Below are 21,390 nucleotides of genomic sequence, written 5' to 3' on the forward strand. Positions count from 1 at the left end.
CGCAGCCTCCGGTGACTCGGTCACCGCACCGATGCAGGGCACCGTGGTCAAAGTCGCCGTCGACGAAGGCCAGGAAGTCGCCGCCGGGGACCTCGTCGCCGTCCTGGAAGCGATGAAAATGGAAAACCCCGTCACCGCCCACAAAGCAGGCACCATCACCGGCCTGAGCGTCACCGCAGGCGACGCCATCACCCAAGGCACCGTCCTCGCAGAAATCAAGTAGGGGAGCACCTTTCGATGACTGCCCTCGCTGAATCGTTCGACGGCGACACCTCTCCGGCGCATTCCACCGAGTTCGAGATCGTGTCCACGGTATTGCGGATGGCCTCGGCCGCCCGGGTGCGGTTGGCGGAGGCGCTCGATGCCCAGGGACTGAGCTGGGCACGGTACGAGGTACTCGAATTGGTTTGTCGGAGAGGGCCGTTGTCGTACAGCGCGCTCTCACGTGAATTGGTGCGACACCGAACCAGCATCACTGCGACAACTGCCAGTCTCGTCGACGCGGGCCTGTTGGTGCGCAGTGTCAATCCGCGAAATCGACAGCAGTACTTGGTCGACGCCACCGACTCGGGGTATCGCGCGGTGACACGTGCCGAACGTGCGCTCGAACGGGCTCGGTCGCGGATGGCGGTCGATGCAGATTCCGAACAGACACTCGAAGTGCTGCGCGGCATCGAGAAGCAGTGGAACAGGCGGCGCTGATCGACACGTCCTGGTTGTGATCCGCCGACGGTGATGCAAGTACCCCTGGGCTGATACCCCCAGGGGTACTTGCATACCCCCTTGGGTATGTGCAATGGTGGGCACGTTCGATCGCTCGGGGTTTCGTCCGCCTCGACCGATACCCCCACCCGTATAGGAGAACCATGTCGCTGCGCGATGCCGAAATTCTTCGCCCACCTGACGACCTGCCCGCGAGAGGGCCAGGACTACTCGGCCGTGCGGGTGCGTCGATGGTGACCCACCGTCGTTGGGTGTTCGGCGTATGGCTCATCGCGCTGATCGGCCTCGGTTCGTTCGCGCCCTCGGTCTTCACCGATCTGGCGGGAGCCGGGTGGCAGGCGAACGGATCCGAATCCGTACAGGTTCGAGAACTGGCCCAGCAGCATTTCGGTGGCAATTCGTCCGCAGCGGTGCAGGTGGTCGTTCACTCCGACGCAGCATCCATCACGGACCCCGCTGTTCGGGCAGTGATCGACGACGTGACCGAGGTGTTCTCCGGTGACTCCCGATTCGGAGACGTCGTTGCGCCGCAACCGAATATGACGATCAGCCCGGACGGCCGCACCGGCATCGTCATCGCCGGCGCGAACGGCACGACCGACGAGATGGTCAAAGCCGTCGACGATGTGAAGGAACGGTTGACTGCGCTCTCGACCGACGGAATCGAGGTGTATCCCACCGGTTCGTCGGCCCTGTGGTCGGACTTCAACAAGGCGAACCACGACGCCATGATCCAAGCCGAACTGTTCTCGTGGCCGGTCACCTTGGCGATCATGGTGCTTGCCTTCGGTTCCCTCGTCGCGGCCGGTTTGCCGCTGCTGCTCACCGTCGCGGGGCTCGTTGCCTCCGCAGGTGGTCTCGTTCTGCTCAACGGTGTCACACCGATCTCGGTGTGGGCCATGAACTTTGCAATGATGTTCGCCCTCGCGCTGGGAATCGACTACGCCCTGTTCATCGTCGCTCGATTCCGCGACGCGCTGCGGAACACCGACCCTCGGGCTGCCGTCGCCGCCACCATGGACACCGCAGGTAAGGCCGTCGTGTTGTCCGGGCTGACGGTGCTGGTGAGTCTGTCCGCAGTGCTGCTGGTCCCCGCGCCGGCGGTGCGCACGATGGCCGTCGGGATCATGCTGGCTGTCGCCTTCGTGTTGCTGGCAACGATGACTCTGCTGCCTGCGGCATTGGGTGCGCTCGGACCCAAGGTCAACGCCGCTTCGTTGCCGTACGCCAAGCGTCAAGTGCATCGATCCCCAAGGTTCGCGGCATGGGGGGAGTTGCTGCACAAGCACCCGTGGCCGTTCGCGGTCGTGTCGGTGGGGATTCTGATTGCGCTCGCCCTGCCGGTGCTCGGGCTGAAGGTGGCAATGCCGTCGATAGCAGTGGTGCCCGAGGATGCCCCCGTGCGGCAGGGCTACGAGCTCGTTCAGGACCGGTTCGGACCGGGCGCACCGGGTTCGCTGCAGATCGTGGTTCCCGAAGTTTATGCTGCCGAGACCGCAACCGTCGCTGCGCGGGTCGACGGGATCTCGATGGTGACGCCGCCGCAGAGTGCGGCTGACGATTCGGGATATGCACTGCTGCAGGCAATTCCGTCGGTGGATCCGTCCGACGAAGCGATGAGCTCCGTTCTCGCCGAGCTGCGATCGACACTGCCCGATTCGGCACTCGTCGGCGGAGCACCGGCAGAGAACCTGGACCTGCAGCAGGCCTTGAACGACTACCTGCCGATAGTCGTCGGGATCATCCTGGTTCTCGGATTCGTGCTGCTGCTGGTGGCGCTTCAGGCTCCGCTCATCGCGTTGCTCGGTACCGCGGTGAGCCTGCTGTCCACCGCGGCGGCGTTCGGCGTCGCCAAGCTGATCTTCCAGGACGGACACGGATCCTCGCTGCTGGGCTTCACGCCGCAGGGATTTCTCGACGGTTGGGGCCCGGTCTTCTTCTTCGCGATGATCTTCGCGATCGCCATGGACTACACGGTGTTCCTCCTGGCTACCGCCAAGGAACATTACGAGCGCTCCGGTGATTCCAAGGTTGCCCAGGTGGACGGGTTGGCCCACTCGGGACGAGTCATCTTTGCCGCAGCAGCGGTGATGGTGGCAGTGTTCTTCACATTCGCACTGTCGGATCCGTTGCCCCCGAAAGAGATGGGCATCATCCTGGGTGTTGCGGTACTGCTCGACGCGTTCCTGGTTCGACTCGTCCTGCTTCCGGTCCTGCTACGGCTGACCGGACACGGCGCGTGGTGGTCGCCGGCATGGTTACGTGCCGTCCTGCCCTCCATCCGCTTTTCACACTGAATCGACAGCTCACACTGACACAACAATTTTCGAGGAGACATCATGAACATCGCACTGTCCACCACACTGACCGACACCGATTTCGCCGACGCGATCGAGAGCACGAGAAAGGCGTTGTCGCAGCAGGGATTCGGAGTTCTCACCGAAATCGACATGCAGGCCACGTTGAAGGCCAAGCTCGACGAGGACATGGAGCGCTACGTGATCCTGGGCGCGTGCAACCCGGGACTGGCTCACCGCGCAGTGGGGGTGATGAAGCAGATCGGTCTGCTGTTGCCGTGCAATGTGGTCGTACGTGAGAACCCGGCGGCGGCGCGGTCCGTCGTCGTCGAGGCCATGAACCCGGCCATCATGGTCGAGGTCACCGGTGAGCCGCGGTTGGGTGCGGTCGCCGCCGAGGCCACGGCGAAACTGCAGGCGGCAATCGCGGCCCTCGGCGGTACCGGTACCGCGCCGCAATGATGCCCCCGGGGGTACCCTCGAGTTCACTGCTACCACCATCGAAGGAATCGACATGATCGGCGACGAAGACAGCATTGCACTGGTACTCAACCGGCTCAAGCGTGCGCACGGCCAACTTGCGGGTGTCATCGGGATGATCGAGAACGGTCGTGATTGCAAGGATGTCGTCACCCAGCTCGCTGCCGTGTCGCGGGCGCTCGACCGTGCCGGGTTCAAGATCGTGGCAACCGGCCTACGGGAGTGCATGACGGGGGATGCTGCTGACGGTAGGGAACCGATGACCGAGGCCGAGCTCGAAAAGTTGTTCCTGGCTCTGGCCTGAGCCGCCGGCCGAACTCCGGGCGAACGGCATGTGTCGGGTTGCCGTCGATACCGAGTTGCAGTCGACAAGCAGCGGATTCGCCTGCATACTTGACTTGGTCCAGAAAACCGGAGGATACTGAGGCTGTGATGCCGATCTCACCCTATGCGGAGCAATTACGCACCGCCGATTTGCGCGTGACCCGTCCGCGGGTCACCGTGCTCGAGGTCGTCGAAACCAATCCGCATGCGGACACCGACACGATTCTCGGACTCGTCCGATCGGTGCTCCCCGAGGTATCACGCCAGACGGTGTACGACGTTCTCAATGCCCTGACCGCTGCGCGCCTGGTGCGTCGCATCGAGCCCGCGGGATCTCCCGCACGATACGAATCTCGGGTCGGGGACAACCATCACCACGCTGTGTGCCGCAACTGCGGCGTGATCGCAGACGTGGATTGCGCGGTGGGCGAGACGCCGTGTCTCACCGCATCGGACTCCGTCGGTTTCACGATCGACGAGGCAGAGGTCATCTACTGGGGCTTCTGCGCACAGTGTTCGGCTGCTCGCGAGCAGCCGGCAGTTCCCGTTCAGTTCCCTCCCCGGTCTCGAACACAGCAGAGTTCGTGACCACCGATCACAGCCCGATCGTCACACCTTGGAAGGAAGCACGTGTCTGAAGATCACGTAACACGCGAAAAAGAGATGAACGAGGATCAGCCGCAGGAGAGCGGTGGCAAGTGTCCGGTCATGCACGACGCGATGCCCACGCCTGTCGAAGGCGGCGGCAACCGCGAGTGGTGGCCCAAGGCGCTCAATCTCAAGATCCTCAAGAAGAACCCGGCCGTGGGCGATCCGATGGGTGCGGATTACGACTACGCCGCCGAGTTCAATTCTCTCGATCTCGCCGAGGTCAAGCGTGACATCGAAGCCGTGATGACGAACTCGCAGCCGTGGTGGCCCGCGGACTTCGGGCACTACGGTCCGTTCTTCATCCGCATGGCGTGGCACGCGGCCGGAACCTACCGCAAGCAGGACGGTCGCGGCGGTGCCGGAGCCGGCATGCAGCGATTCGCTCCCCTCAACAGCTGGCCCGACAACGCAAGCCTGGACAAGGCCCGCCGTCTCATCTGGCCGGTCAAGCAGAAGTACGGCCGCAAACTGTCCTGGGCCGACCTCATCGTGCTCACCGGCAACGTCGCCATCGAGTCCATGGGCCTGCCGACCTACGGCTACGCCGGCGGACGCGTCGACGCCTGGGAGCCGGACGAGGACGTCTACTGGGGCCCCGAGCAGACCTGGTTGGGCGACGAGCGCTACCACGGTGACCGCACGAGCCTCGAGAACCCGCTGGCCGCAGTGCAGATGGGCTTGATCTACGTCAATCCCGAAGGCCCCAACGGCAATCCGGATCCCGTGCAGTCCGCACTGGACATCCGCGAGACCTTCGGCCGCATGGCCATGAACGACATCGAGACTGCGGCACTCGCGGTCGGTGGACACACCTTCGGCAAGACCCACGGCGCAGCCGACCCCGATGCCCACATCGGACCGGAGCCCGAGGGCGCGCCCATCGAGCAGATGGGCCTGGGCTGGAAGAACAGCTTCGGCACCGGCTCGGGCGCCGACGCGATCACCAGCGGACTCGAGGTCATCTGGACCCCGACGCCGACCCAGTGGGACAACTCGTTCCTCGAGACCCTCTACGGCTTCGAGTGGGAGCTCTACAAGAGCCCGGGCGGCGCACACCAGTGGCGTCCGAAGAACGGAGAAGGCGCGGATCTCGTTCCCGACCCGGCGGATCCGTCCAAGCGTCGCCACCCGTCGATGCTGACCTCCGACATCGCGATGCGCGTCGATCCGATCTACGAGCAGATCACCCGTCGTTGGCTCGATCATCCCGAGGAGCTCGCAGAAGAGTTCCAGAAGGCGTGGTTCAAGCTTACCCACCGCGACATGGGACCGGTCTCGCGTTACCTCGGCCCCGAGGTTCCGGCGGAGCCCCTGCTCTGGCAGGACCCGATTCCGGCCGTCGATCACGAGCTGATCGGTGACGCGCAGATCGCCGAGCTCAAGCAGACCATCCTCGGTTCCGAACTGAGCCAGGATCAGCTGATCTCGGCTGCGTGGGCGGCGGCATCGTCGTTCCGCGTCAGCGACAAGCGCGGCGGTGCCAACGGTGGCCGTCTGCGCCTGCAGCCGCAGGCCGGCTGGGAGGTCAACGAGCCCGACGAGATCGCACAGGTCATCCGCGTTCTCGAAGGCATTCAGCAGTCGTTCTCCGGAACGGTGTCCTTCGCGGACCTCGTCGTCCTCGGCGGTGTCGCAGCCGTCGAGCAGGCCGCCAAGAACGCAGGCGTCGACATCACCGTCCCGTTCACCCCGGGCCGCATGGATGCGACGCAGGAGAAGACGGACGTCGACTCGTTCTCCGATCTCGAGCCCAAGGTGGACGGCTTCCGCAACTTCCTGGGCAAGGGCCAGAAGCTGCCCGCCGAGTTCAACCTGGTCGATCGGGCCAACCTGCTCTCGCTCAGTGCACCGGAGATGACCGTGCTGGTCGGCGGTCTGCGTGTACTCGGCGCGAACTACAAGGGGTCGACGCACGGCGTCCTCACCGACAAGGTCGGCACGCTCACCAACGACTTCTTCGTCAACCTCCTCGACATGGGCACCGAATGGGTTCCCACCGCGGAGGACGGCATCTACGAGGCCAAGGACGCCGCTACCGGCGAGAAGAAGTGGACCGGAACACGTAACGATCTGGTCTTCGGCTCGAACTCCGAATTGCGCGCTCTCGCAGAGGTTTACGCTTGCGATGACGCCAAGGAGAAGTTCGTCCGGGACTTCGTCGCAGCCTGGGACAAGGTCATGATGCTCGATCGCTTCGAGCTCGCCTAGTACTCACCGGCGCTGATGCGCCACCCGAACTCGAAGTTGTGGATGGAAAACGAGCTGGATCCATCCACAGCTTCGAGTTCGTCGTTACCGGGCTGTTATCGTTCGATGCCGATTCGTGACTTTGCACCTGGATTTGTCGCAATGTCCGATTGTCATGCTGGTTGCATGACACAACAGGACGTATCCGCAGGCTCTGCGGACAACAACAGAGACGAAACACGTCAGAGTGCATCCGGTTTCGGGTCGTTCCTCGAGATGTTCCAGGACGCGTCGACCGACAAGTCGGACACCGAGCGCGGAATCCGATAGGACTCAGCGAGCACCGATGGTGTTGGTGACGGAGCCGATTCGTTCGATATCGAGTTCGACGCGGTCGCCCGGAGCGATCCACCGGTCGAGTTCGAGCCCACAACCGCGAGGCAGAGTGCCCGACGTCAGGAGCTCGCCGGGGTAAATGCTCTCGCCGCGACTCGCAAACGCCAGAGATTCACCCATGGAATAGCGCATCCCGGCAGTGCTGGTGGTCGACCAGAGTTCGCCGTTGACCCGGACGGTCGCGGCCAGCGAATCTATTTGCGCCGCAACCTCATCGGGGGTGACGATGTCTGCGCCCATCGAACTGGCGAAGGTCTTGGTCTTGACCACCGGTCCGAACGGAGTGCGACGCTGCTCCTCCCACTGCGTGTCCCGCGCGCTGATGTCGTCGAAGACGACGTAACCGCCTATCGAAGCCTCGGCCTCCCGCTCGGATGCATCTCGGATCGGTCGGGTGACGACGGCACCGAATTCGAGCTCGAAATCGAGAACTCGGCTGTACGACGGCCACTCGACATCGGCCCCGTCGGCTACGACGGTCAGGTGGTTACCGGTGTAGTAGATCGGATGGTCGTCGAACCCCGGACCGGGACGCAGGGCCGGGAATGTTCGACGCGTCAGCATCTCGAATCCACGGATGAACGGGACGGCACGCGGTAGATTTCGCCGAACGAGGTTGTGTGCGGCCAGGTCCCAGTGCTCGTCCCAGCCCAGGAAGCAGCGCAGTGACGCGGGAACGACCGGAAGGGTCGGTGCCGGTCGGTCCATCGTCGCGACGCCCTCGTCGGCCGCCCGCCGCGCCACCGTCGTTGCGGCTTCACGTGCGGGTTCACCTGCATCGAGGAACCGAAGCATGGACCCGGTGAGCGGGTGCAGGATCTCGGGGGCACCCAGAGTCGAGACCGCAGCCTCGAGATCGATCCACGTGGTTGTGTCGGGCACGTGGACGGCAAGGCGGTCGGCGGAATCGGTGGAGGTCAAGCGTCGCAATCGCACGGGCGCGTCCGATCTGTGCGGAGCGATGCTCCACAACGGTTGAGGAACCCGGAGTGTAAACGGTGCCACGGTCGGCGTGTCAAGACCCGACGGTTAGCGTGGGGTGATGAGATCACCGGTGCCCGAGTATCTTCAGTCCGTCCTGACGGAGTGCCGACACCTCGACGATGGGGAAATGTCGAGCGGCAACCCGGAATTGGCGGCGGCCGATCCCGACACGTTCGCGGTTGCGCTCGCCACCGTCGGTGGGTCGCACTACGGGGCGGGCGATACCGACACCGAATTCTCGATCCAGTCGATCGCCAAAGCGGTGGCCTATGCGTTGGCCATCGAGGACAACGGGCTCGCAGCGGTGCTCGAGGCCGTCGACGTCGAACCGTCGGGTGATTCGTTCAACGAGATCTCGTTGGAAGCGCGGACCGGTCGACCTCGCAACCCTCTGATCAATGCCGGTGCGCTGGCGGTACATTCGATGATCGCGGGCAGTGACGGCGAAGAACGAGCGGGGCGGCTCATCGAGCTGCTCGGAGCCATGGCCGGCCGTGAACTCCACATCGATCGGGCGGTGTACGAGGCCGAACTGGAATCCGACGATCGAAATACCGCGATCGCGCACCTGCTGAAGTCGGTCGGCCACCTCGGTGCGGAACCCGCGGTCGTCGTCGATGGGTATGCGCGCCAGTGCGCGGTGACGGTGACGTGCAACGATCTGGCCGTGATCGCCTCGGTGATGGCGAACGGCGGAACCGATCCGGCCACCGGCCGACAGGTCGTCGACCCCGCGGTCAACCGTCACGTTCTCGCTGTCATGGCAACCTGTGGGATGTACGACGGCAGCGGCAGTTGGATTGCGACAGTGGGCATTCCGGCCAAGAGTGGAGTCGCGGGAGCCATCATGGGCGTGCTCCCCGGTCAGGTGGGTGTTGCCGTGATCTCGCCCCGGTTGAACGAGCACGGAAACAGCGTCCGCGGGGTTGCGGTGTTCGAGAGGCTGTCACGCGACCTCGGTCTGCACATGATGCACGTCCCTCCCAGCGGCGAATCCGCCATTCGCACGCTGAGCGATTCCGACGGCGTCACCACCGTCGAACTGCAGGGCGATCTGAGGTTCGCCGGTGCGGAATCCGTCGTCGCCCGTCTTGCGGCCGGCGTCCCGGACTGCGAGGAGATAGTCGTCGATTTCACCGAAGTGCGCGCCGTCGACGGCGCTGCACAGCGCCTCCTTCGAGAGGCTGTGAGCGGACTGGAAGACGACGGCTACCGCGTCGTCGTCGAGGATCCCGACGGGCTGATGAACGTCTCCCGCGACAGCTGACACCCCTCGAATAAGACGGTCGGTGTCACAGTCTCCCGGCGAGAATCATGTGCCAGTAGGACTGCGGTAGGCCGTATCGGTCGAACGCCCACGCGGACCGTCTGGGTTTCAGGGGATCGAGAAACGAGGGTAGCGACGACGCCAGTGCACCGGTGCGGTCGAACTCGGCAGCGATCAGAGTGTGTGCTTCGACAGCGATGGGTGCGACAGTGTACCCGTCGTAACTCGACATCGCTCCGCCGCTCCTGGATGCGACGAGATTGTCGACGAGAACCGAAATCTGTTTGCGTAGAGCGCCACCCGACGAGTCGGTGTCGGTCGCTGCACCGTCGCCCGCAGCCCACACCTCGGGGTGGCGTCGGTGCCGCATCGTGCGGGAGTCGATGTCGACGACACCGTGCTGCTGCTCTCCGGCCAGACCGGACTCCTGTACCCACAGTGGTCCGCGATACGGCGGGACCAGGTGCAGCATGTCGTAGTCGATTCGCTCGTCGACCCCGGCGTGATCGGTGACGGTGATGCGCTTGCTCTCGGGCTCGAGCGCCGTGACCGATGTATCCATCAGGACGCGCACACCCAGGTCTCGGAGGTGGCCGGCGAGCCGGGGGTCCAGGTCAGGGACACCGAGCAGACTCTCACGATCTACGACCAACGTGATGTCGACGGTCGGTAGTCGTCCTGTGCGTTTCCAATGGGCCGCCGCGAGAAACAGCGGCTTGACGGTTGTCCCGGTACACCCGACGGGCGGACGCGGCACGGTGAACACGGCGTGGCTGTGTGCAGGCAGGTCACGGACCAGCCGCCATGTGCGCTCGGCCCGGTCGAGGTAATTGCTGGCGACATCGGGAAAACGAAGTGCCGCGTGCACACCCGGCAGATCGGCTTCGTCGGCGATCAGGCCTTGCCCCAGCACGAGATCGCGGTAGCCGTACTCAATTCCCGACGCGCAGCGAACCGATCGTTCTGCCAGATCCACCGACACGACCGAGTCTTCGAGCCACACACAGCCCTCGGGGATCACCGAGCGTTGGGTCCGTTCGGCCTCGGTCAGCGGTGCCTGACCGGCACCGACGTACGACAACAGGGGCTTGTACGTGTGCACCTGCTTGGGCTCGATCACGGCGACGTCGGACACGCCCTTCTTCAGCAGTCGTGCGGCCGCGCTGATCCCGGCATTGCCTCCACCGATGATCAGCACGTCGTACATGGTGCGGCTCACCGTGAATCGGCCGCCTGCGCTGTGACGTCGGTGCGGGCACCGGTTTCGGTGCGGGCTTCGGCGAGCGTGCGGTAGACGAACACGCGGTCCGAGACGCCGCTCGGGTCTGCGCCGTCGGGAAGCACGACGGAGAGTTTCTGCTGCCAGCGACCCTGGCGAATAGCGGTGGCGTCGAGCACGGAGCGAACTCCCGCCGCGACGAACGTGACGCGAGACAGATCGAGAATCAGAGCCCGGCCGCGCTCGGCGGCTTCCCCCAACGTCTCTGCCAGCACCGGAACGTCCACGTCGGTGATGGTGCCGGCAATGCGCACCTCGATGTCGTCGCCTGCGCTCTCGTCGACCGACACCGTCATCTCGGCCTCCGGGAGCGAGGAACGGGTACTCGAGGCACGGTCGTCGGCGGTGGAGAGCGATGGAACCACACCGGCGAGCGGAGTTCGAATGGACGGAACGACGATCATGGACAACTCCTCTGGAGCCGAACTCCTGAACCCGTGCAGGGGGAGTGCGGCAGTCGACTGCCGAGACTGCGGGCTGCTCCTCAACCAACCACGTCCTAGCACTACCCCGAAGTGCGTGTCGGTAAGCCTGTTCCGAACAACCGGTTTGCGGGGCTCGGACACGGGAATACGAATCCGACAATCCACGCTGGGAGGAATGTCCATGACGACAGCCGAATTCGATTCCGTCCGTTCGCTGGCACGAGTACACGCCGATCCCGGAGTGTACGAGCCTCAGGAGGATTCACTTCTGCTGTGCGACGTCGCCGCAGATTCGGGGCTCGTGCCCGGAGCCCGTGTGCTCGACATGTGTACCGGTAGCGGCGCAGTAGCCATCACCGCAGCACTGCTCGGTGCCCGCGAGGTGGTGGCCTTCGACATCTCTCCGCGTGCGGTTGCCTGTGCGCAGCGCAATGCCCGGTCGGTCGGAGTCGATGTGGATGTGCGGCTGGGGTCGTTCTCGGAGGCAGCCGAGCTGGAGCCGTTCGACATTCTGCTGTGCAACCCTCCGTACGTTCCGTCGGAGACCGCGCCCACCGGCATGGGTTTGCACCGCGCCTGGGATGCGGGTGAGGACGGGCGAGTGGTGCTCGACCCTCTGTGCACGCGAGGCGCGGAACTGTTGGCACCCGGTGGTGTGTTGCTGGTGGTCCACTCGGAATTCTCGGGTCCGCAGCGAACACGGGAGATGCTGAATACTCACGGTTTCGGTGCATCGGAGGCGGCGTGCCGCACAATCGACTTCGGGCCCGTCATGACGGCTCGTGCCGAGTGGCTCGAGGCCAAGGGCGTGCTCGAATCGGGCCGCAGAACGGAAGAATTGGTGGTGTTGCGTGGCGACAAGCGATGAGCCGACGGGTGGTAACGCTGCACCTGCGCGCACTCGGGTGAGACTGGTCCGGGGCGGACCGATGCTGATCGACGGGCCGGTCGAGATCGAACTCGACGACGGCTCCGTCGTCACCTCGGATCGTTTCGTTGTCGCGCTGTGCACGTGCAAGCGCAGCAAGACGTACCCACTGTGCGACACGAGCCATCGCGCGAAGCGACGAGCGAGTCAGTCCAGCGACGACTGACCGGCGGACCACCGCTGCATCACGTGGTCCGCGAGCTCGTTCTCGACGAAATCCAGTGCGCGCATGCCGAATACGATGTCGGCTTCGATGTGCGGTTCCTGTCCGATCAGGTTCTCCACCACGTCGTGGCGCAGGACCTGCTCGTGGACGGCGTCGGCCTCGACGTGCTCCGCGTAGAACGCGATGCATGCAGCCGGCGCTGACAGCCTGCGAAGGCCCTGCACGAACCGCTGTGAACCCGGCGAGGACGTGATCTCCGTGGCGGCGAAATGGCCCACGGTGGCACCTCGGCGGCTACGGTGCAATCCGAACAACGACATGAGGTTGACCCACGCGAGTGTCTGGGCGGGGACGCGGTCCACGTACCCGAGGTACGACGCATCGAGATCTGCTGCCGTCATGGATTCGGCCCACAGATGCTGGTGGACACGCTCACCCCTGCCACCGCCGTACTCGTCGAATTCGACTGCGACATACGAGGCCTTGACCTGGCCGACCAGCCTCGGGATCGCCCACGCATGGGGATCTGCTTCCTTGAGGTGGTAGATGGACCGATGTACGAAGTACTCGCGCATCTGCTCCCACGATCCTTCGTCCCGCAGGAACCACGACGGGCCGGTACCGGACGACGACTCGATCGACAGTCGCTTCATTTCGGCGACGACGTCGTCGCCGGGTTCTACATTCGAGCGCACGTAGTTCAGAAACGCGGATTCGAGTGCTGCTCTGAACTGCAGCAGTGCTGGATCCCACTCCAGTTCGTCGTCCACGCCCTCGAACCCGCGGTAGTGCAGTTCGTAGCTGACGAGCAACGCCAGTTGCATATCACGCGACGTCGGATCGGCATCCGACGCGCTGGGCAGTGCGGCACCGCCGCCGGTGGAGAGATACCGGATCACGGCGTCCGAGAGTGGACCACACGGCACCGGCAACCGAGGCGACACGAGGGTGGGGGCGATGGAAGGGGTCACAACACTCATTGTTCACGCCTACCCGCTGCCGGTCACGGTCAATCGTGTGGGTCCGATGCGTTTGCACGCATACGAAGCAGGTAATCCGCTTCGTGCGATTCCGAGTTTCGGGGTCGAGTAACAGAGAGGAGCCTCCATGCGCGCAGTGACATGGCAGGGCAAGAGGAACGTCAGCGTCGATTCGGTGCCCGATCCCCGCATCGAAGCGCCGACGGACGCAATTGTGAAGATCACGACCACCAATATCTGCGGATCGGACCTACACCTGTACGAGACGCTCGGTGCCTTCATGGACCAGGGCGATATTCTGGGTCACGAGCCCATGGGCATCGTGGAGGAAGTCGGTTCGGAGACAGGCGATCTCGCCGTCGGAGACCGTGTGGTCATCCCGTTCCAGATTTCGTGTGGACATTGCTACATGTGCAATTCGAGTCTGTACACCCAGTGCGAGACCACCCAGGTTCGTGAGCAGGGCATGGGTGCCGCGTTGTTCGGCTTCTCCAAGCTGTACGGCCAAGTGCCCGGTGGGCAAGCGGAGTACCTCCGTGTTCCGCAGGCGCAGTTCACGCACATCAAGGTCCCCGAGGCCGGACCCGATTCGCGATTCGTCTACCTTTCCGACGTATTGCCTACCGCGTGGCAGTCGGTGGAGTACGCGTCGATACCTGCAGGCGGGTCGGTGACGGTGCTCGGACTCGGTCCCATCGGAGACATGGCCGCCCGCATCGCCCAGCACAAGGGTGCTCGGGTCATTGCTGTCGACCTCGTACCCGAGCGTTTGGCGCGAGCTGCGGCACGGGGAATCGAAACGGTGAATCTGGCCGAACACAGCGGGGGCGTCGGCGACGTCATTCGTGACATGACCGACGGCCGAGGAACGGACGCGGTGATCGATGCCGTCGGAATGGAGGCGCACGGCTCACCGGTCGGCAAGCTGGCCCAGCAGATCGTCGGAATGCTGCCCGACGCCGTGGCCGCACCGATGATGCGGAAGGCCGGCGTGGACCGGCTGGGTGCGCTGTACTCGGCAATCGACATCGTTCGACGCGGCGGAACCATCTCGATCATCGGTGTGTACGGAGGTATGGCCGATCCGCTACCGTTGATGACCCTGTTCGACAAGCAGATTCAGCTGCGGATGGGCCAGGCGAACGTCAAGCGATGGGTCGACGACATCATGCCGCTTCTCGGCGACGACGATCCGTTGGGCGTCGATTCGTTCGCTACTCACGAGCTTTCGCTCGAAGATGCGCCACATGCGTACGACATCTTCCAGAAGAAGCAGGACGGTGCGATCAAGGTTCTGTTGAAGCCCTGAACCTTTCGAATACAGCGATGCGGCCCGGAACTTCACGGGCCGCATCGGTATTCGCAGAAGGATCGATCGATCGTCGTCAGTCGACGGAGATGACGTCCTTGGCGATTGCTGCCAGGCGAGTCTGTCCTGCGGACACGACTCCGTGGCGGTTCTTGTGTGCCTCCTCGTACGCCACGACAGTGCGTACGTCGGCGGGTGTGGTCAGTTCCTTGATGGCGGCCACCGCGTCCGAGACGTTGAGGTCGTCGTAGTCCGCTACGGGAAGCTCGTCGGCACCGAGAGTTCCACCGGCGGACCGCGCGGTGTGAATGGCGTCGGCGACAGAATCGACACCTTCGCTACGGGTGACATCCTCGGCGGCCTCGAGTGCTGCGTCGCGGCTGGCGGTCAACGTTCTGACGGCGACGTCGCCTGCGTGTGCACCGCGGCCCAGCAGAGCGCTCAGTCGATCCGGGGTGGCGCGAGCGGCGTCCAGTGCGCGGTCGAGACCGCGGGCCGACCAGTTGGCCGGTGCGTTGACGATCTTGACTGCGGTGCCGGCAGCTGCCTGGAAAGGCGTCCGGCGCAGTGCGGCGGGTCCACCCAGGGCGTCTTCGGCGAGGACGGTCTCGAGCCATTCGACCGTCGCGGCGTGCGCGGTGGCCAAGCGGCCGGCCAGTGCCACGACGGACGGTTCCTCGGCTGCTGTCGCCAGAGCCTTGATGTACTTCGCTCGACCCAACAGTTGCTGCTCGAGGGCGAGATCGCCCAGCAGTGCCTCGTCGAACGGCTGCGCCTGCTCGGCGACTGCCTTCACCGCTGCGAAGGTGCGTCCGATGAACGGTGCCACTACCTCGGGCAGGCCACCGAGGTTGCGCAGTGCTTCCTCGATAGCGGCGGCGCGGTCACGTCCGTTGGCGGCGTTCTGCGTCAGTTCCCGACGAACCGCTTCGGTGCGCGCCTGCACGACGCGGGTTTCCGCGACCTGAATTTCGGTGTGGGTCAGCTGCAGTGCAATCCGCAACTGAGCGATCAAAGTCGATGTGCTCATGGTGCTCCCCTTTCGGTGGGTGGGTACATGGATCCGGCCGATGCCTGTGGGTCACAGCGTGATGCTCGGCCCTGTTCGGGTGTTACCCGCCGGTAAGTTCTGCCAAACGGCTGTACCGCAGGTGTGAACAGCGACACGTCCGAACCGCTACTCGTGTCGGCGGGATTCGACGGTTTCGATCGGCGGCGGAATGGACATCCGACACCGATGACTACCGAGCTGTACACAGCAACCGTCTCTGCAACTGCGACCGGCGTGACCTCCGACGACGGAGTGCTGTCGTTGAGTGTGCGAGAACCGGCCGAACTCGGTGGCCCGGGCGAGGCCACCAACCCCGAGCAGTTGATGGCCGCAGCGCTGTCGAGTTGCTTGGTGGAGTCACTGCGAATCGCACTGGGGACCGTCGGCGGCAGTGTCGACGAACTCGCGGTCAAGGGCACCGTCGTGCTGACCGATTCCGACGCATCCGGTTACGACGCAAAATTCGCTCTGTCGGTGTCGCTACCGGGCACCGACAACCCGGAGGCCGTACTCGCGCAGGCCACGTCGATCTGCCCGTTCCTCAAAGTGATCGACGCCGTGGACGTCACCCTTGAATAACCGCTCGATCGTTCGGCGGACCCGCTCCGAACGCGCGCGATGACATCCGTTCGCGTTCGGGCGGTTCGCGGAGTGCAGGCGATCAAAGCCGGCTTCGCGCGTGAGGACACCACGCTGATCGCGGGCGGACTGACGTTCTACGCGGTGATCGCCGTCGTCCCACTGTTGCTTCTGACGATCCGGGCGACCGTGTTGTTGGTGTCGGCGCAGTGGGTACAAGGCGGATTCGACGCCATGTCTGCGTTACTGCCCGATGCGTTGGGTGCCCGCGCGGCGCTCGACGGTCTGGCCGATGCCGGAATACACCTGGGACCGCTGGGGGTCGTGATCTCGATATTCCCCGCAACGTTCTACGGAGAGGGTCTGCGGAGGGCGATCGTGCGTTTCGCCCCGACCCGTGAAACATTCACCGGGTGGCGAGGCAGAGCTGCCATGGTTCCCTTCTTCGTCGCCGCCCCGGTGCTGCTCATCGGGGTGCTGACCGTCGCACGCGTCCTGCAGGCGACCACGGGCGGCGGAGGTGCCGGTGCGCTGGCTCTACGAATATTTCTGGGGTTCAACTGCCTGTGGCTGATCCTGGCCGTTCCGCTTGCCTGGACCTACCGGGTCATCGCGCCGCGGGCGGTGGGGTGGCGGGCACTCGTGGCCGGCTCCTTGGTCACGTCGTCGATCGTCACCGGATTCGTGCACGGCTTCATCCTGTTCCTGGCCATTCCGGTCGACCTCGGTGCACCGTTCGGCGGTCTCACCGACATCGGCGGCGGTGTGGCAATCATGCTGTGGATGTTCGTCTTTCACGTGCTGGCGCTCGCCGGCTGGCTGATCACCGCCGAGTTCGATCGGCCCGTCGGTACAGCCCGAACATCAGCTGGGTGAACCCGAGAACAGCCAGCCCACACGTCACCGATATTCCGATCGTCGCGGACGTCTGAGCGCTACCGGGGCCCGCGCCCGCAACGGTCGCGGTGACGACGGCGGCAACGACCCGAGACGGCCGCTCCCACACCGTCAGGAAGCCGACGTCGGAGATCCCGGCTCCGACGGCACGCGCGCGGGCCGTCTCGTGCAGCAATGTCGTCACACCGACGGCAACGACGATGGGCATCGGAGCGCCCAGCGCGAGGCTGCCCGCCAGGAACAGCAGATCGCTGCACCGATCCGACACCGTGTCCAGCAGATAGCCCCACTGCGATTGGGAACGGCCGATCATGGCCACGCCGCCGTCGATACCGTCGAGCAGCCCGGAGAACACGATGAGCACCGCCGCCAGGAGGGGCAGCGAGGTGCCCGGCCGGGACAACGCCACCGAGCCTGCAGCCGCAACCACCGCGGCGACGGTGACGACGTGGGCAGAGACGGACGCGCGCACGAGCGGGGCGCTCACGAAGTACACCAGACGAAGCCACGTCGACACGAGCACCGACGACGATGGATCGATGTTGCTGTGCAGACCCGACCATGTCGACAGATATTCCTGGCGGGTCGCCGGAAGTTCGGACGAAGTGCGCCGGCTCGGTGTGCTGCGCTGGTTGACCATCGACGATCCTTGCTCGGCAAATCGAAAGACCGACTCTACGAAAGATTCGTCGGTGTATACCCGCCTATTCGAAACCCACACCCGAGCGGCTCCAACAGTTACTGCTCGTCGGAGTTGCTCTGTCTCCTGCGGGCTTTGAGCCGCGATATTTTGATCCCGACGGCCGCGAACAGAATCAGCCATCCCGCGATCAACACTCCGCCTCCGACGAATGCCGCTCGCTGCAGAGGATGGGTGTCTGCGTACACGTAACCGACTGTGCCCCACAGTAAAGCGACGAAAAAGATAATCGCCATCATCCACATCATCGAATACAGCGTTCTGTTCATCATTCGCCCGATCTCGCCGTTGCTTTCGTCTGCCGCCGACTTACATTCTCCCACTGGCCGTACCCGATTCGGTCGAGTCGACACCGGAACCACCCCACATTCACCACGCAAGTTTCGGTTGAACCTCGCCCGCGGAGAGCCCGAACTCCGCACCTGTCCGATGCATGTGCCCGAACAGGGCCTCCGCGAGGTCCTCGGAAGCCGTTCCCATCGTCGACGACCACCGTCGAGCGCGACAGCTCGACCGAGAGGTGCGCAGCTCGACCGTGCCCGAGTTGCCCACGTCGACCGTCAGACGATCCGCTCCTGTCTCCACGAGACGACGAAGTGCGTCGGCACCGAACAGGACGAGGCCGCGCACCTCGAGCACCGCGTGAGAACGTGCAGTGTCTCCCGGAAGACCTACCTGGATGCGGCAGTCGGCGTCGCCCCACTGCCGCCGTAATTCTTCGGCACCGGGTCCGTGAATCCACACTCGACAATCAGGATGCCTCAGGACCGAGCCGACGGTCTCGAGGAGGGACGCAGCGCTGTGCCCGGTGGTATCGACAACCGCGACGATCTCCGGCAGCGCGAAGATCAGACCCTGGGTCCGCGCCGCGGGGTCGGTGATGCGGGAGGCCAGCATCAACGCTTCGGCATTCTTTCGCTCTCGGTCTCCGCCCGTGCGTTCGGCCCAGTCGGGCCCGTCGTGCCAGGCGACTGCTCGCGGCCGATGGGCCAGGACGGCACCTGCGGCGTAGGCCCGATGCGCGAATTCCCAGTCTTCTCCGCCGTACCCGACGAACGTCGGGTCGAACCCGCCGAGTTCCTCGAACAACGTTCGGCTGCAGGACATCACGGCACTGATGACGTATCGGTACGAACGACGGTCCGCGTCCAGAAGATCTCGCGAGCCGGCGTAGCCGTCACGAAGCCATCGGGGCTCGGTGAATTCCGTGGGGCCCGCAGATCGGCCGTCGAACCAGGTGCCGATGTCCGCGGGCGTCCACCCGCCGAGATCGGCATGTCGACGCCTACCCACCGTCACCGCATCGGGAAGGGCCACGATCAGGCGTACCGATTCCTCGATGTAATCGGGTTCGGGCACGGTGTCGGCGTCGAGGAAGCAGAGGATGTCTCCGCGCGCTGCGGACGCACCGAGGTTACGTGCGGCGGCGGCCCGGAATCCGAGATCCGGTTGGCGCACGACGGTGATGTCGAGAGCCGAGCCGAAACCCTCCACGTTCGGTTCCTCGGGAGATCCGTCGTCGGCGACGATGACCTGGATGCGCGACGCGGGCCAGGTCTGCGCGGTCAACGCTGCCAGAACCAGGTCGAGCTGGTGCTGCTGCCGGAAGTGGGGAATCACGACCGACACTCGGGGCGTGTCGGATGCGGTCGGTGCCAGATCCCACCGATTGTGCGGAACCACCGAGCGGCCATCGGGCAGCGCGATGGACGGTAGAGCCATGCCTTCTCGGAACAGGGAGCTGTACAGGTCGGCCGCCTGAGCAGGCGATGGATACGGTGCCGAGTCGGCGGACTGCCATGTTTTCTCGGGTCGGCGTAACGCTTCTGCCATGGCCTCGGCCAGGCCCTCCACTGTGTCCTCGTGAATCCACAGCGCATCGGGCGAATTGACGGCCATCTCGTCGACGTATCGACCACGAGGGACCAGAGGACGACGGCCCGCCGCGATCCAGGTGTTGATCGAACCGGATGCCGACACATGCCGGTGGAAGGCAACCGGAACAGCAATGGACCGCAATCGACCGCCCAGTTCGGCATCGGGAACGAAACCGGTCGTCGAAAACGGCCTGCCCAGATGCCGGGCAGTGCCGCGTAGTTCGTCGAGCACGTCCTCGTGTCCGGCCGACGCGGCCCCGACGATGTCGAACCCGACGTCGGTGTCCAGTGCAGACATGGCACCGAGTACCTCGCTGTGTCCCTTTCCCGGATAGACGAACCCGAGAATCCCGACGACTCGCCGGGGGACGACGTCGTCGGATCGTAGTGCCGGGCGGTCTATCGGTAGGGGAATGACGCGGATGTCGGGTCGGCTGTCGAGTATGTCCTCGAGAAGCAGTCGCTCGTGCACACTCGACACCACGACCGTTGCAGCGCAGTCGATCACTCGGCGGTAGCAGTCGGTGCGTGCCGCGAACGCGGAGCCGTCCGAGATCTGGGGTACGTCGTGCAGCGTGACGGTGATGCGGGCTCGATGCTGCTGTGCCAGTGCGACAATGGCATCGGCGGCCTCGTGCGCGGTACGTCCGAACAGCCGGTCGGTGAAGTGAATGTGGACGGGAGTGTCGGGCGGTAGTCGGTCGGGAGCGGTCACCACGGGACTCGCTGTGGCCGTAGCCATGTCGCGGGCACACCGGACGACTCCGTGGTCCGGTGGGCCGACCACGAGATGATGCACGGGTGCGATCACGGCGTCGTCTGCAGGATTCGCAAGAGCTCGGAGTGGCGGGCCAGTGCGGCGTCGACGAACTGGGGATGTGCCGCATACCAATCGAGGTGAGCGCGGTGCACGACGTCGCTGGACACGTCGGAACCGTCGACCGTCCAGTCTGGGCGAGCATCACCGGGGAGGCCGAGGGCGCGCAGTACCCGACGTTCGACGGGCGCTCGCACACCGCCGAGCAGTTCTCTCCCTGGATCACCCACAGTGCAGGCGGTGTCGAGGTGGTCCAGGATCCGCCGCGCGAGTGCAGTCAACACCACGTTGGTCGGATGGTTGATCGTATGAGTGGCACGGCTTCCCGCACTCTGGAACAGGTCGGACGCAGCGATGTCGGTGTCGCGGCTCTCGCGTCGTCGTAGCTCGTCCAGGCTCGCCTGCGCGGCATCACGAAAGCCGGCGTCGGATACCGGGAGGTCCCAGTTCTCGCCGGACCGCACGCCACGCTCGAAGGCCACAATCGTCCGCAGATCGTGGTACGGAACGAGATCCGGAACGGCCGCTGGGTCGCTCGGATGCCGAACGATGATCTGAAAAGGATGCAGCGCAGCGTATCTCAGCACGGGCCAACGAAGTACCACGGCGTGCGGCGGGAGTGATCGTGTCAGATCGGGGACCCCGAGCGGAAAATGCCGATAGCCCTCCCGCACAGGTTGAGTCAGCAGTACCGAGGTCTGCCGGACCAATCGATCGACGTGCGGCAGATCGGCGGATTCGAGTTCGTGTACCGGCGGGATTCGTACCGTCCGAAACGGCATCGCCGCATCCGAGCTCAGCAGAATGCGCATCGCCTCGGCCTGGCAGTTACCCCAGACGAGCAACAGGGGGCGATCGTCGACGGGTGTACGTGGCGCGGCCTCGAGCCCCGATATTCCGTAGAAATCGCCGTAGTGGCGAGTACGCCCGTCCATGTCTGCCCCGACGTCGTGTGAGTGCGTGTGTTCGACCATTCTTCTGGTCAACGTAGCCCCGCCGAACCTGCGACGCCAACCGCGATTGAACTCGGTACGAAGTGGGTACAGACCCCATGCGCGTGTCGGGAACAGGCA

General features: G+C 64.6%; 23 protein-coding genes. 14 read left to right on the plus strand and 9 right to left on the minus strand.

Features of this window, described 5'->3' with window-relative positions; genetic code table 11:
- The 8 genes from CH268_RS25310 to CH268_RS28025 form a co-directional block, all read left to right on the plus strand.
- On the plus strand, positions 1 to 223 hold a 223-nt coding region (locus tag CH268_RS25310), incomplete at its 5' end, for an acetyl-CoA carboxylase biotin carboxyl carrier protein subunit (protein WP_141215192.1).
- 14 nt (positions 224 to 237) lie between these two features.
- Positions 238 to 702 (plus strand): MarR family winged helix-turn-helix transcriptional regulator, encoded by a 465-nt coding sequence (locus CH268_RS25315; RefSeq protein ID WP_051365075.1) that lies wholly within the window; start codon positions 238 to 240, stop codon positions 700 to 702.
- Between the two features lie 164 nt (positions 703 to 866).
- The gene (locus tag CH268_RS25320; RefSeq protein WP_255182501.1) at positions 867 to 3,020 is read left to right on the plus strand and encodes an MMPL family transporter; all 2,154 of its coding nucleotides are present in this window, start codon (positions 867 to 869) and stop codon (positions 3,018 to 3,020) included.
- A gap of 42 nt (positions 3,021 to 3,062) precedes the next feature.
- Positions 3,063 to 3,482, plus strand: a complete 420-nt coding sequence (locus tag CH268_RS25325) for a DUF302 domain-containing protein (protein ID WP_094666230.1) — start codon at positions 3,063 to 3,065, stop codon at positions 3,480 to 3,482.
- A 52-nt stretch (positions 3,483 to 3,534) separates the two neighbouring features.
- Positions 3,535 to 3,804, plus strand: coding sequence for a metal-sensitive transcriptional regulator (locus CH268_RS25330; RefSeq protein ID WP_032366273.1), 270 nt, complete (start codon positions 3,535 to 3,537; stop codon positions 3,802 to 3,804).
- Between the two features lie 128 nt (positions 3,805 to 3,932).
- Complete coding sequence (locus CH268_RS25335; protein ID WP_032366272.1) at positions 3,933 to 4,412, plus strand: Fur family transcriptional regulator; 480 nt, start codon at positions 3,933 to 3,935, stop codon at positions 4,410 to 4,412.
- A gap of 75 nt (positions 4,413 to 4,487) precedes the next feature.
- The gene (gene katG / locus CH268_RS25340; RefSeq protein WP_072692110.1) at positions 4,488 to 6,683 is read left to right on the plus strand and encodes a catalase/peroxidase HPI; all 2,196 of its coding nucleotides are present in this window, start codon (positions 4,488 to 4,490) and stop codon (positions 6,681 to 6,683) included.
- A gap of 165 nt (positions 6,684 to 6,848) precedes the next feature.
- Positions 6,849 to 6,992, plus strand: a complete 144-nt coding sequence (locus CH268_RS28025; protein ID WP_155288482.1) for a hypothetical protein — start codon at positions 6,849 to 6,851, stop codon at positions 6,990 to 6,992.
- A gap of 3 nt (positions 6,993 to 6,995) precedes the next feature.
- Here the strand turns inward: CH268_RS28025 and CH268_RS25345 are convergent, their stop codons facing one another.
- Positions 6,996 to 7,994, minus strand: a complete 999-nt coding sequence (locus tag CH268_RS25345; protein ID WP_052053236.1) for a fumarylacetoacetate hydrolase family protein — start codon at positions 7,992 to 7,994, stop codon at positions 6,996 to 6,998.
- A gap of 106 nt (positions 7,995 to 8,100) precedes the next feature.
- Between CH268_RS25345 and glsA the strand changes: the two genes are divergently transcribed.
- Positions 8,101 to 9,309: a glutaminase A gene (glsA, locus tag CH268_RS25350; protein ID WP_094666231.1), complete on the plus strand. Its 1,209-nt coding sequence runs from the start codon at positions 8,101 to 8,103 to the stop codon at positions 9,307 to 9,309.
- A 25-nt stretch (positions 9,310 to 9,334) separates the two neighbouring features.
- On the opposite strand, the gene CH268_RS25355 is transcribed toward glsA, so the two are convergent.
- Positions 9,335 to 10,516, minus strand: a complete 1,182-nt coding sequence (locus CH268_RS25355) for an NAD(P)/FAD-dependent oxidoreductase (RefSeq protein WP_094666343.1) — start codon at positions 10,514 to 10,516, stop codon at positions 9,335 to 9,337.
- A gap of 8 nt (positions 10,517 to 10,524) precedes the next feature.
- Positions 10,525 to 10,992: a hypothetical protein gene (locus tag CH268_RS25360; protein ID WP_094666232.1), complete on the minus strand. Its 468-nt coding sequence runs from the start codon at positions 10,990 to 10,992 to the stop codon at positions 10,525 to 10,527.
- A gap of 202 nt (positions 10,993 to 11,194) precedes the next feature.
- On the opposite strand from CH268_RS25360, the gene CH268_RS25365 reads away from it, so the two are divergent.
- Both CH268_RS25365 and CH268_RS25370 read left to right on the plus strand, forming a co-directional pair.
- Positions 11,195 to 11,881, plus strand: a complete 687-nt coding sequence (locus CH268_RS25365; protein ID WP_094666344.1) for a HemK2/MTQ2 family protein methyltransferase — start codon at positions 11,195 to 11,197, stop codon at positions 11,879 to 11,881.
- 61 nt (positions 11,882 to 11,942) lie between these two features.
- Positions 11,943 to 12,107 carry a CDGSH iron-sulfur domain-containing protein gene (locus CH268_RS25370; protein ID WP_063216898.1) on the plus strand — a complete coding sequence of 55 codons (165 nt, stop codon included), beginning with the start codon at positions 11,943 to 11,945 and terminating at the stop codon, positions 12,105 to 12,107.
- Here the strand turns inward: CH268_RS25370 and CH268_RS25375 are convergent.
- Entirely contained in the window at positions 12,089 to 13,087 is a 999-nt protein-coding gene (locus CH268_RS25375) for an iron-containing redox enzyme family protein (protein ID WP_094666233.1), read from the minus strand. The genes CH268_RS25370 and CH268_RS25375 overlap by 19 nt on opposite strands.
- Before the next feature lie 127 nt (positions 13,088 to 13,214).
- Here CH268_RS25375 and CH268_RS25380 point away from each other — a divergent pair, with 127 nt between their 5' ends.
- Positions 13,215 to 14,396 (plus strand): zinc-dependent alcohol dehydrogenase, encoded by a 1,182-nt coding sequence (locus CH268_RS25380; protein WP_094666234.1) that lies wholly within the window; start codon positions 13,215 to 13,217, stop codon positions 14,394 to 14,396.
- Positions 14,397 to 14,472: 76 nt separating this feature from the next.
- Here the strand turns inward: CH268_RS25380 and CH268_RS25385 are convergent, their stop codons facing one another.
- The gene (locus tag CH268_RS25385) at positions 14,473 to 15,426 is read right to left on the minus strand and encodes a hypothetical protein (RefSeq protein WP_032366265.1); all 954 of its coding nucleotides are present in this window, start codon (positions 15,424 to 15,426) and stop codon (positions 14,473 to 14,475) included.
- Between the two features lie 207 nt (positions 15,427 to 15,633).
- Between CH268_RS25385 and CH268_RS25390 the strand changes: the two genes are divergently transcribed.
- On the plus strand, positions 15,634 to 16,026 hold the full coding sequence (locus CH268_RS25390; RefSeq protein ID WP_027496209.1) for an OsmC family protein: 393 nt from the start codon (positions 15,634 to 15,636) through the stop codon (positions 16,024 to 16,026).
- 39 nt (positions 16,027 to 16,065) lie between these two features.
- Positions 16,066 to 16,902: a YihY/virulence factor BrkB family protein gene (locus CH268_RS25395; protein WP_094643833.1), complete on the plus strand. Its 837-nt coding sequence runs from the start codon at positions 16,066 to 16,068 to the stop codon at positions 16,900 to 16,902.
- Here CH268_RS25395 and CH268_RS25400 read toward each other — a convergent pair.
- The 4 genes from CH268_RS25400 to CH268_RS25415 form a co-directional block, all read right to left on the minus strand.
- The gene (locus tag CH268_RS25400) at positions 16,850 to 17,563 is read right to left on the minus strand and encodes a CDP-alcohol phosphatidyltransferase family protein (protein WP_052053234.1); all 714 of its coding nucleotides are present in this window, start codon (positions 17,561 to 17,563) and stop codon (positions 16,850 to 16,852) included. The two genes, CH268_RS25395 and CH268_RS25400, sit on opposite strands and share 53 nt — an antisense overlap.
- Positions 17,564 to 17,661: 98 nt before the next feature.
- Entirely contained in the window at positions 17,662 to 17,811 is a 150-nt protein-coding gene (locus tag CH268_RS28030) for a hypothetical protein (protein ID WP_155288598.1), read from the minus strand.
- A gap of 181 nt (positions 17,812 to 17,992) precedes the next feature.
- Positions 17,993 to 20,242, minus strand: a complete 2,250-nt coding sequence (locus CH268_RS28365; RefSeq protein ID WP_255182502.1) for a glycosyltransferase — start codon at positions 20,240 to 20,242, stop codon at positions 17,993 to 17,995.
- 65 nt (positions 20,243 to 20,307) lie between these two features.
- The gene (locus CH268_RS25415) at positions 20,308 to 21,252 is read right to left on the minus strand and encodes a WcbI family polysaccharide biosynthesis putative acetyltransferase (protein WP_255182503.1); all 945 of its coding nucleotides are present in this window, start codon (positions 21,250 to 21,252) and stop codon (positions 20,308 to 20,310) included.
- Between the last annotated feature and the right edge of the window lie 138 nt (positions 21,253 to 21,390).

It is taken from the genome of Rhodococcus sp. 06-1460-1B, assembly GCF_002258475.1.
Lineage (GTDB): Bacteria > Actinomycetota > Actinomycetes > Mycobacteriales > Mycobacteriaceae > Rhodococcoides > Rhodococcoides fascians.

What these genes read in the sequence shown, in the direction of transcription:
- CH268_RS25315 (WP_051365075.1), top strand. Translation starts at nt 238, where the DNA reads ATGACTGCCCTCGCTGAATCGTTCGACGGCGACACCTCTCCGGCGCAT.
- CH268_RS25320 (WP_255182501.1), top strand. Translation starts at nt 867, where the DNA reads ATGTCGCTGCGCGATGCCGAAATTCTTCGCCCACCTGACGACCTGCCC.
- CH268_RS25325 (WP_094666230.1), top strand. Translation starts at nt 3,063, where the DNA reads ATGAACATCGCACTGTCCACCACACTGACCGACACCGATTTCGCCGAC.
- CH268_RS25330 (WP_032366273.1), top strand. Translation starts at nt 3,535, where the DNA reads ATGATCGGCGACGAAGACAGCATTGCACTGGTACTCAACCGGCTCAAG.
- CH268_RS25335 (WP_032366272.1), top strand. Translation starts at nt 3,933, where the DNA reads ATGCCGATCTCACCCTATGCGGAGCAATTACGCACCGCCGATTTGCGC.
- katG (WP_072692110.1), top strand. Translation starts at nt 4,488, where the DNA reads ATGAACGAGGATCAGCCGCAGGAGAGCGGTGGCAAGTGTCCGGTCATG.
- CH268_RS28025 (WP_155288482.1), top strand. Translation starts at nt 6,849, where the DNA reads ATGACACAACAGGACGTATCCGCAGGCTCTGCGGACAACAACAGAGAC.
- glsA (WP_094666231.1), top strand. Translation starts at nt 8,101, where the DNA reads ATGAGATCACCGGTGCCCGAGTATCTTCAGTCCGTCCTGACGGAGTGC.
- CH268_RS25355 (WP_094666343.1), bottom strand. Translation starts at nt 10,516, where the DNA reads ATGTACGACGTGCTGATCATCGGTGGAGGCAATGCCGGGATCAGCGCG.
- CH268_RS25360 (WP_094666232.1), bottom strand. Translation starts at nt 10,992, where the DNA reads ATGATCGTCGTTCCGTCCATTCGAACTCCGCTCGCCGGTGTGGTTCCA.
- CH268_RS25365 (WP_094666344.1), top strand. Translation starts at nt 11,195, where the DNA reads ATGACGACAGCCGAATTCGATTCCGTCCGTTCGCTGGCACGAGTACAC.
- CH268_RS25370 (WP_063216898.1), top strand. Translation starts at nt 11,943, where the DNA reads ATGCTGATCGACGGGCCGGTCGAGATCGAACTCGACGACGGCTCCGTC.
- CH268_RS25375 (WP_094666233.1), bottom strand. Translation starts at nt 13,087, where the DNA reads ATGAGTGTTGTGACCCCTTCCATCGCCCCCACCCTCGTGTCGCCTCGG.
- CH268_RS25380 (WP_094666234.1), top strand. Translation starts at nt 13,215, where the DNA reads ATGCGCGCAGTGACATGGCAGGGCAAGAGGAACGTCAGCGTCGATTCG.
- CH268_RS25385 (WP_032366265.1), bottom strand. Translation starts at nt 15,426, where the DNA reads ATGAGCACATCGACTTTGATCGCTCAGTTGCGGATTGCACTGCAGCTG.
- CH268_RS25390 (WP_027496209.1), top strand. Translation starts at nt 15,634, where the DNA reads ATGACTACCGAGCTGTACACAGCAACCGTCTCTGCAACTGCGACCGGC.
- CH268_RS25395 (WP_094643833.1), top strand. Translation starts at nt 16,066, where the DNA reads ATGACATCCGTTCGCGTTCGGGCGGTTCGCGGAGTGCAGGCGATCAAA.
- CH268_RS25400 (WP_052053234.1), bottom strand. Translation starts at nt 17,563, where the DNA reads ATGGTCAACCAGCGCAGCACACCGAGCCGGCGCACTTCGTCCGAACTT.
- CH268_RS28365 (WP_255182502.1), bottom strand. Translation starts at nt 20,242, where the DNA reads ATGGCTACGGCCACAGCGAGTCCCGTGGTGACCGCTCCCGACCGACTA.
- CH268_RS25415 (WP_255182503.1), bottom strand. Translation starts at nt 21,252, where the DNA reads ATGGACGGGCGTACTCGCCACTACGGCGATTTCTACGGAATATCGGGG.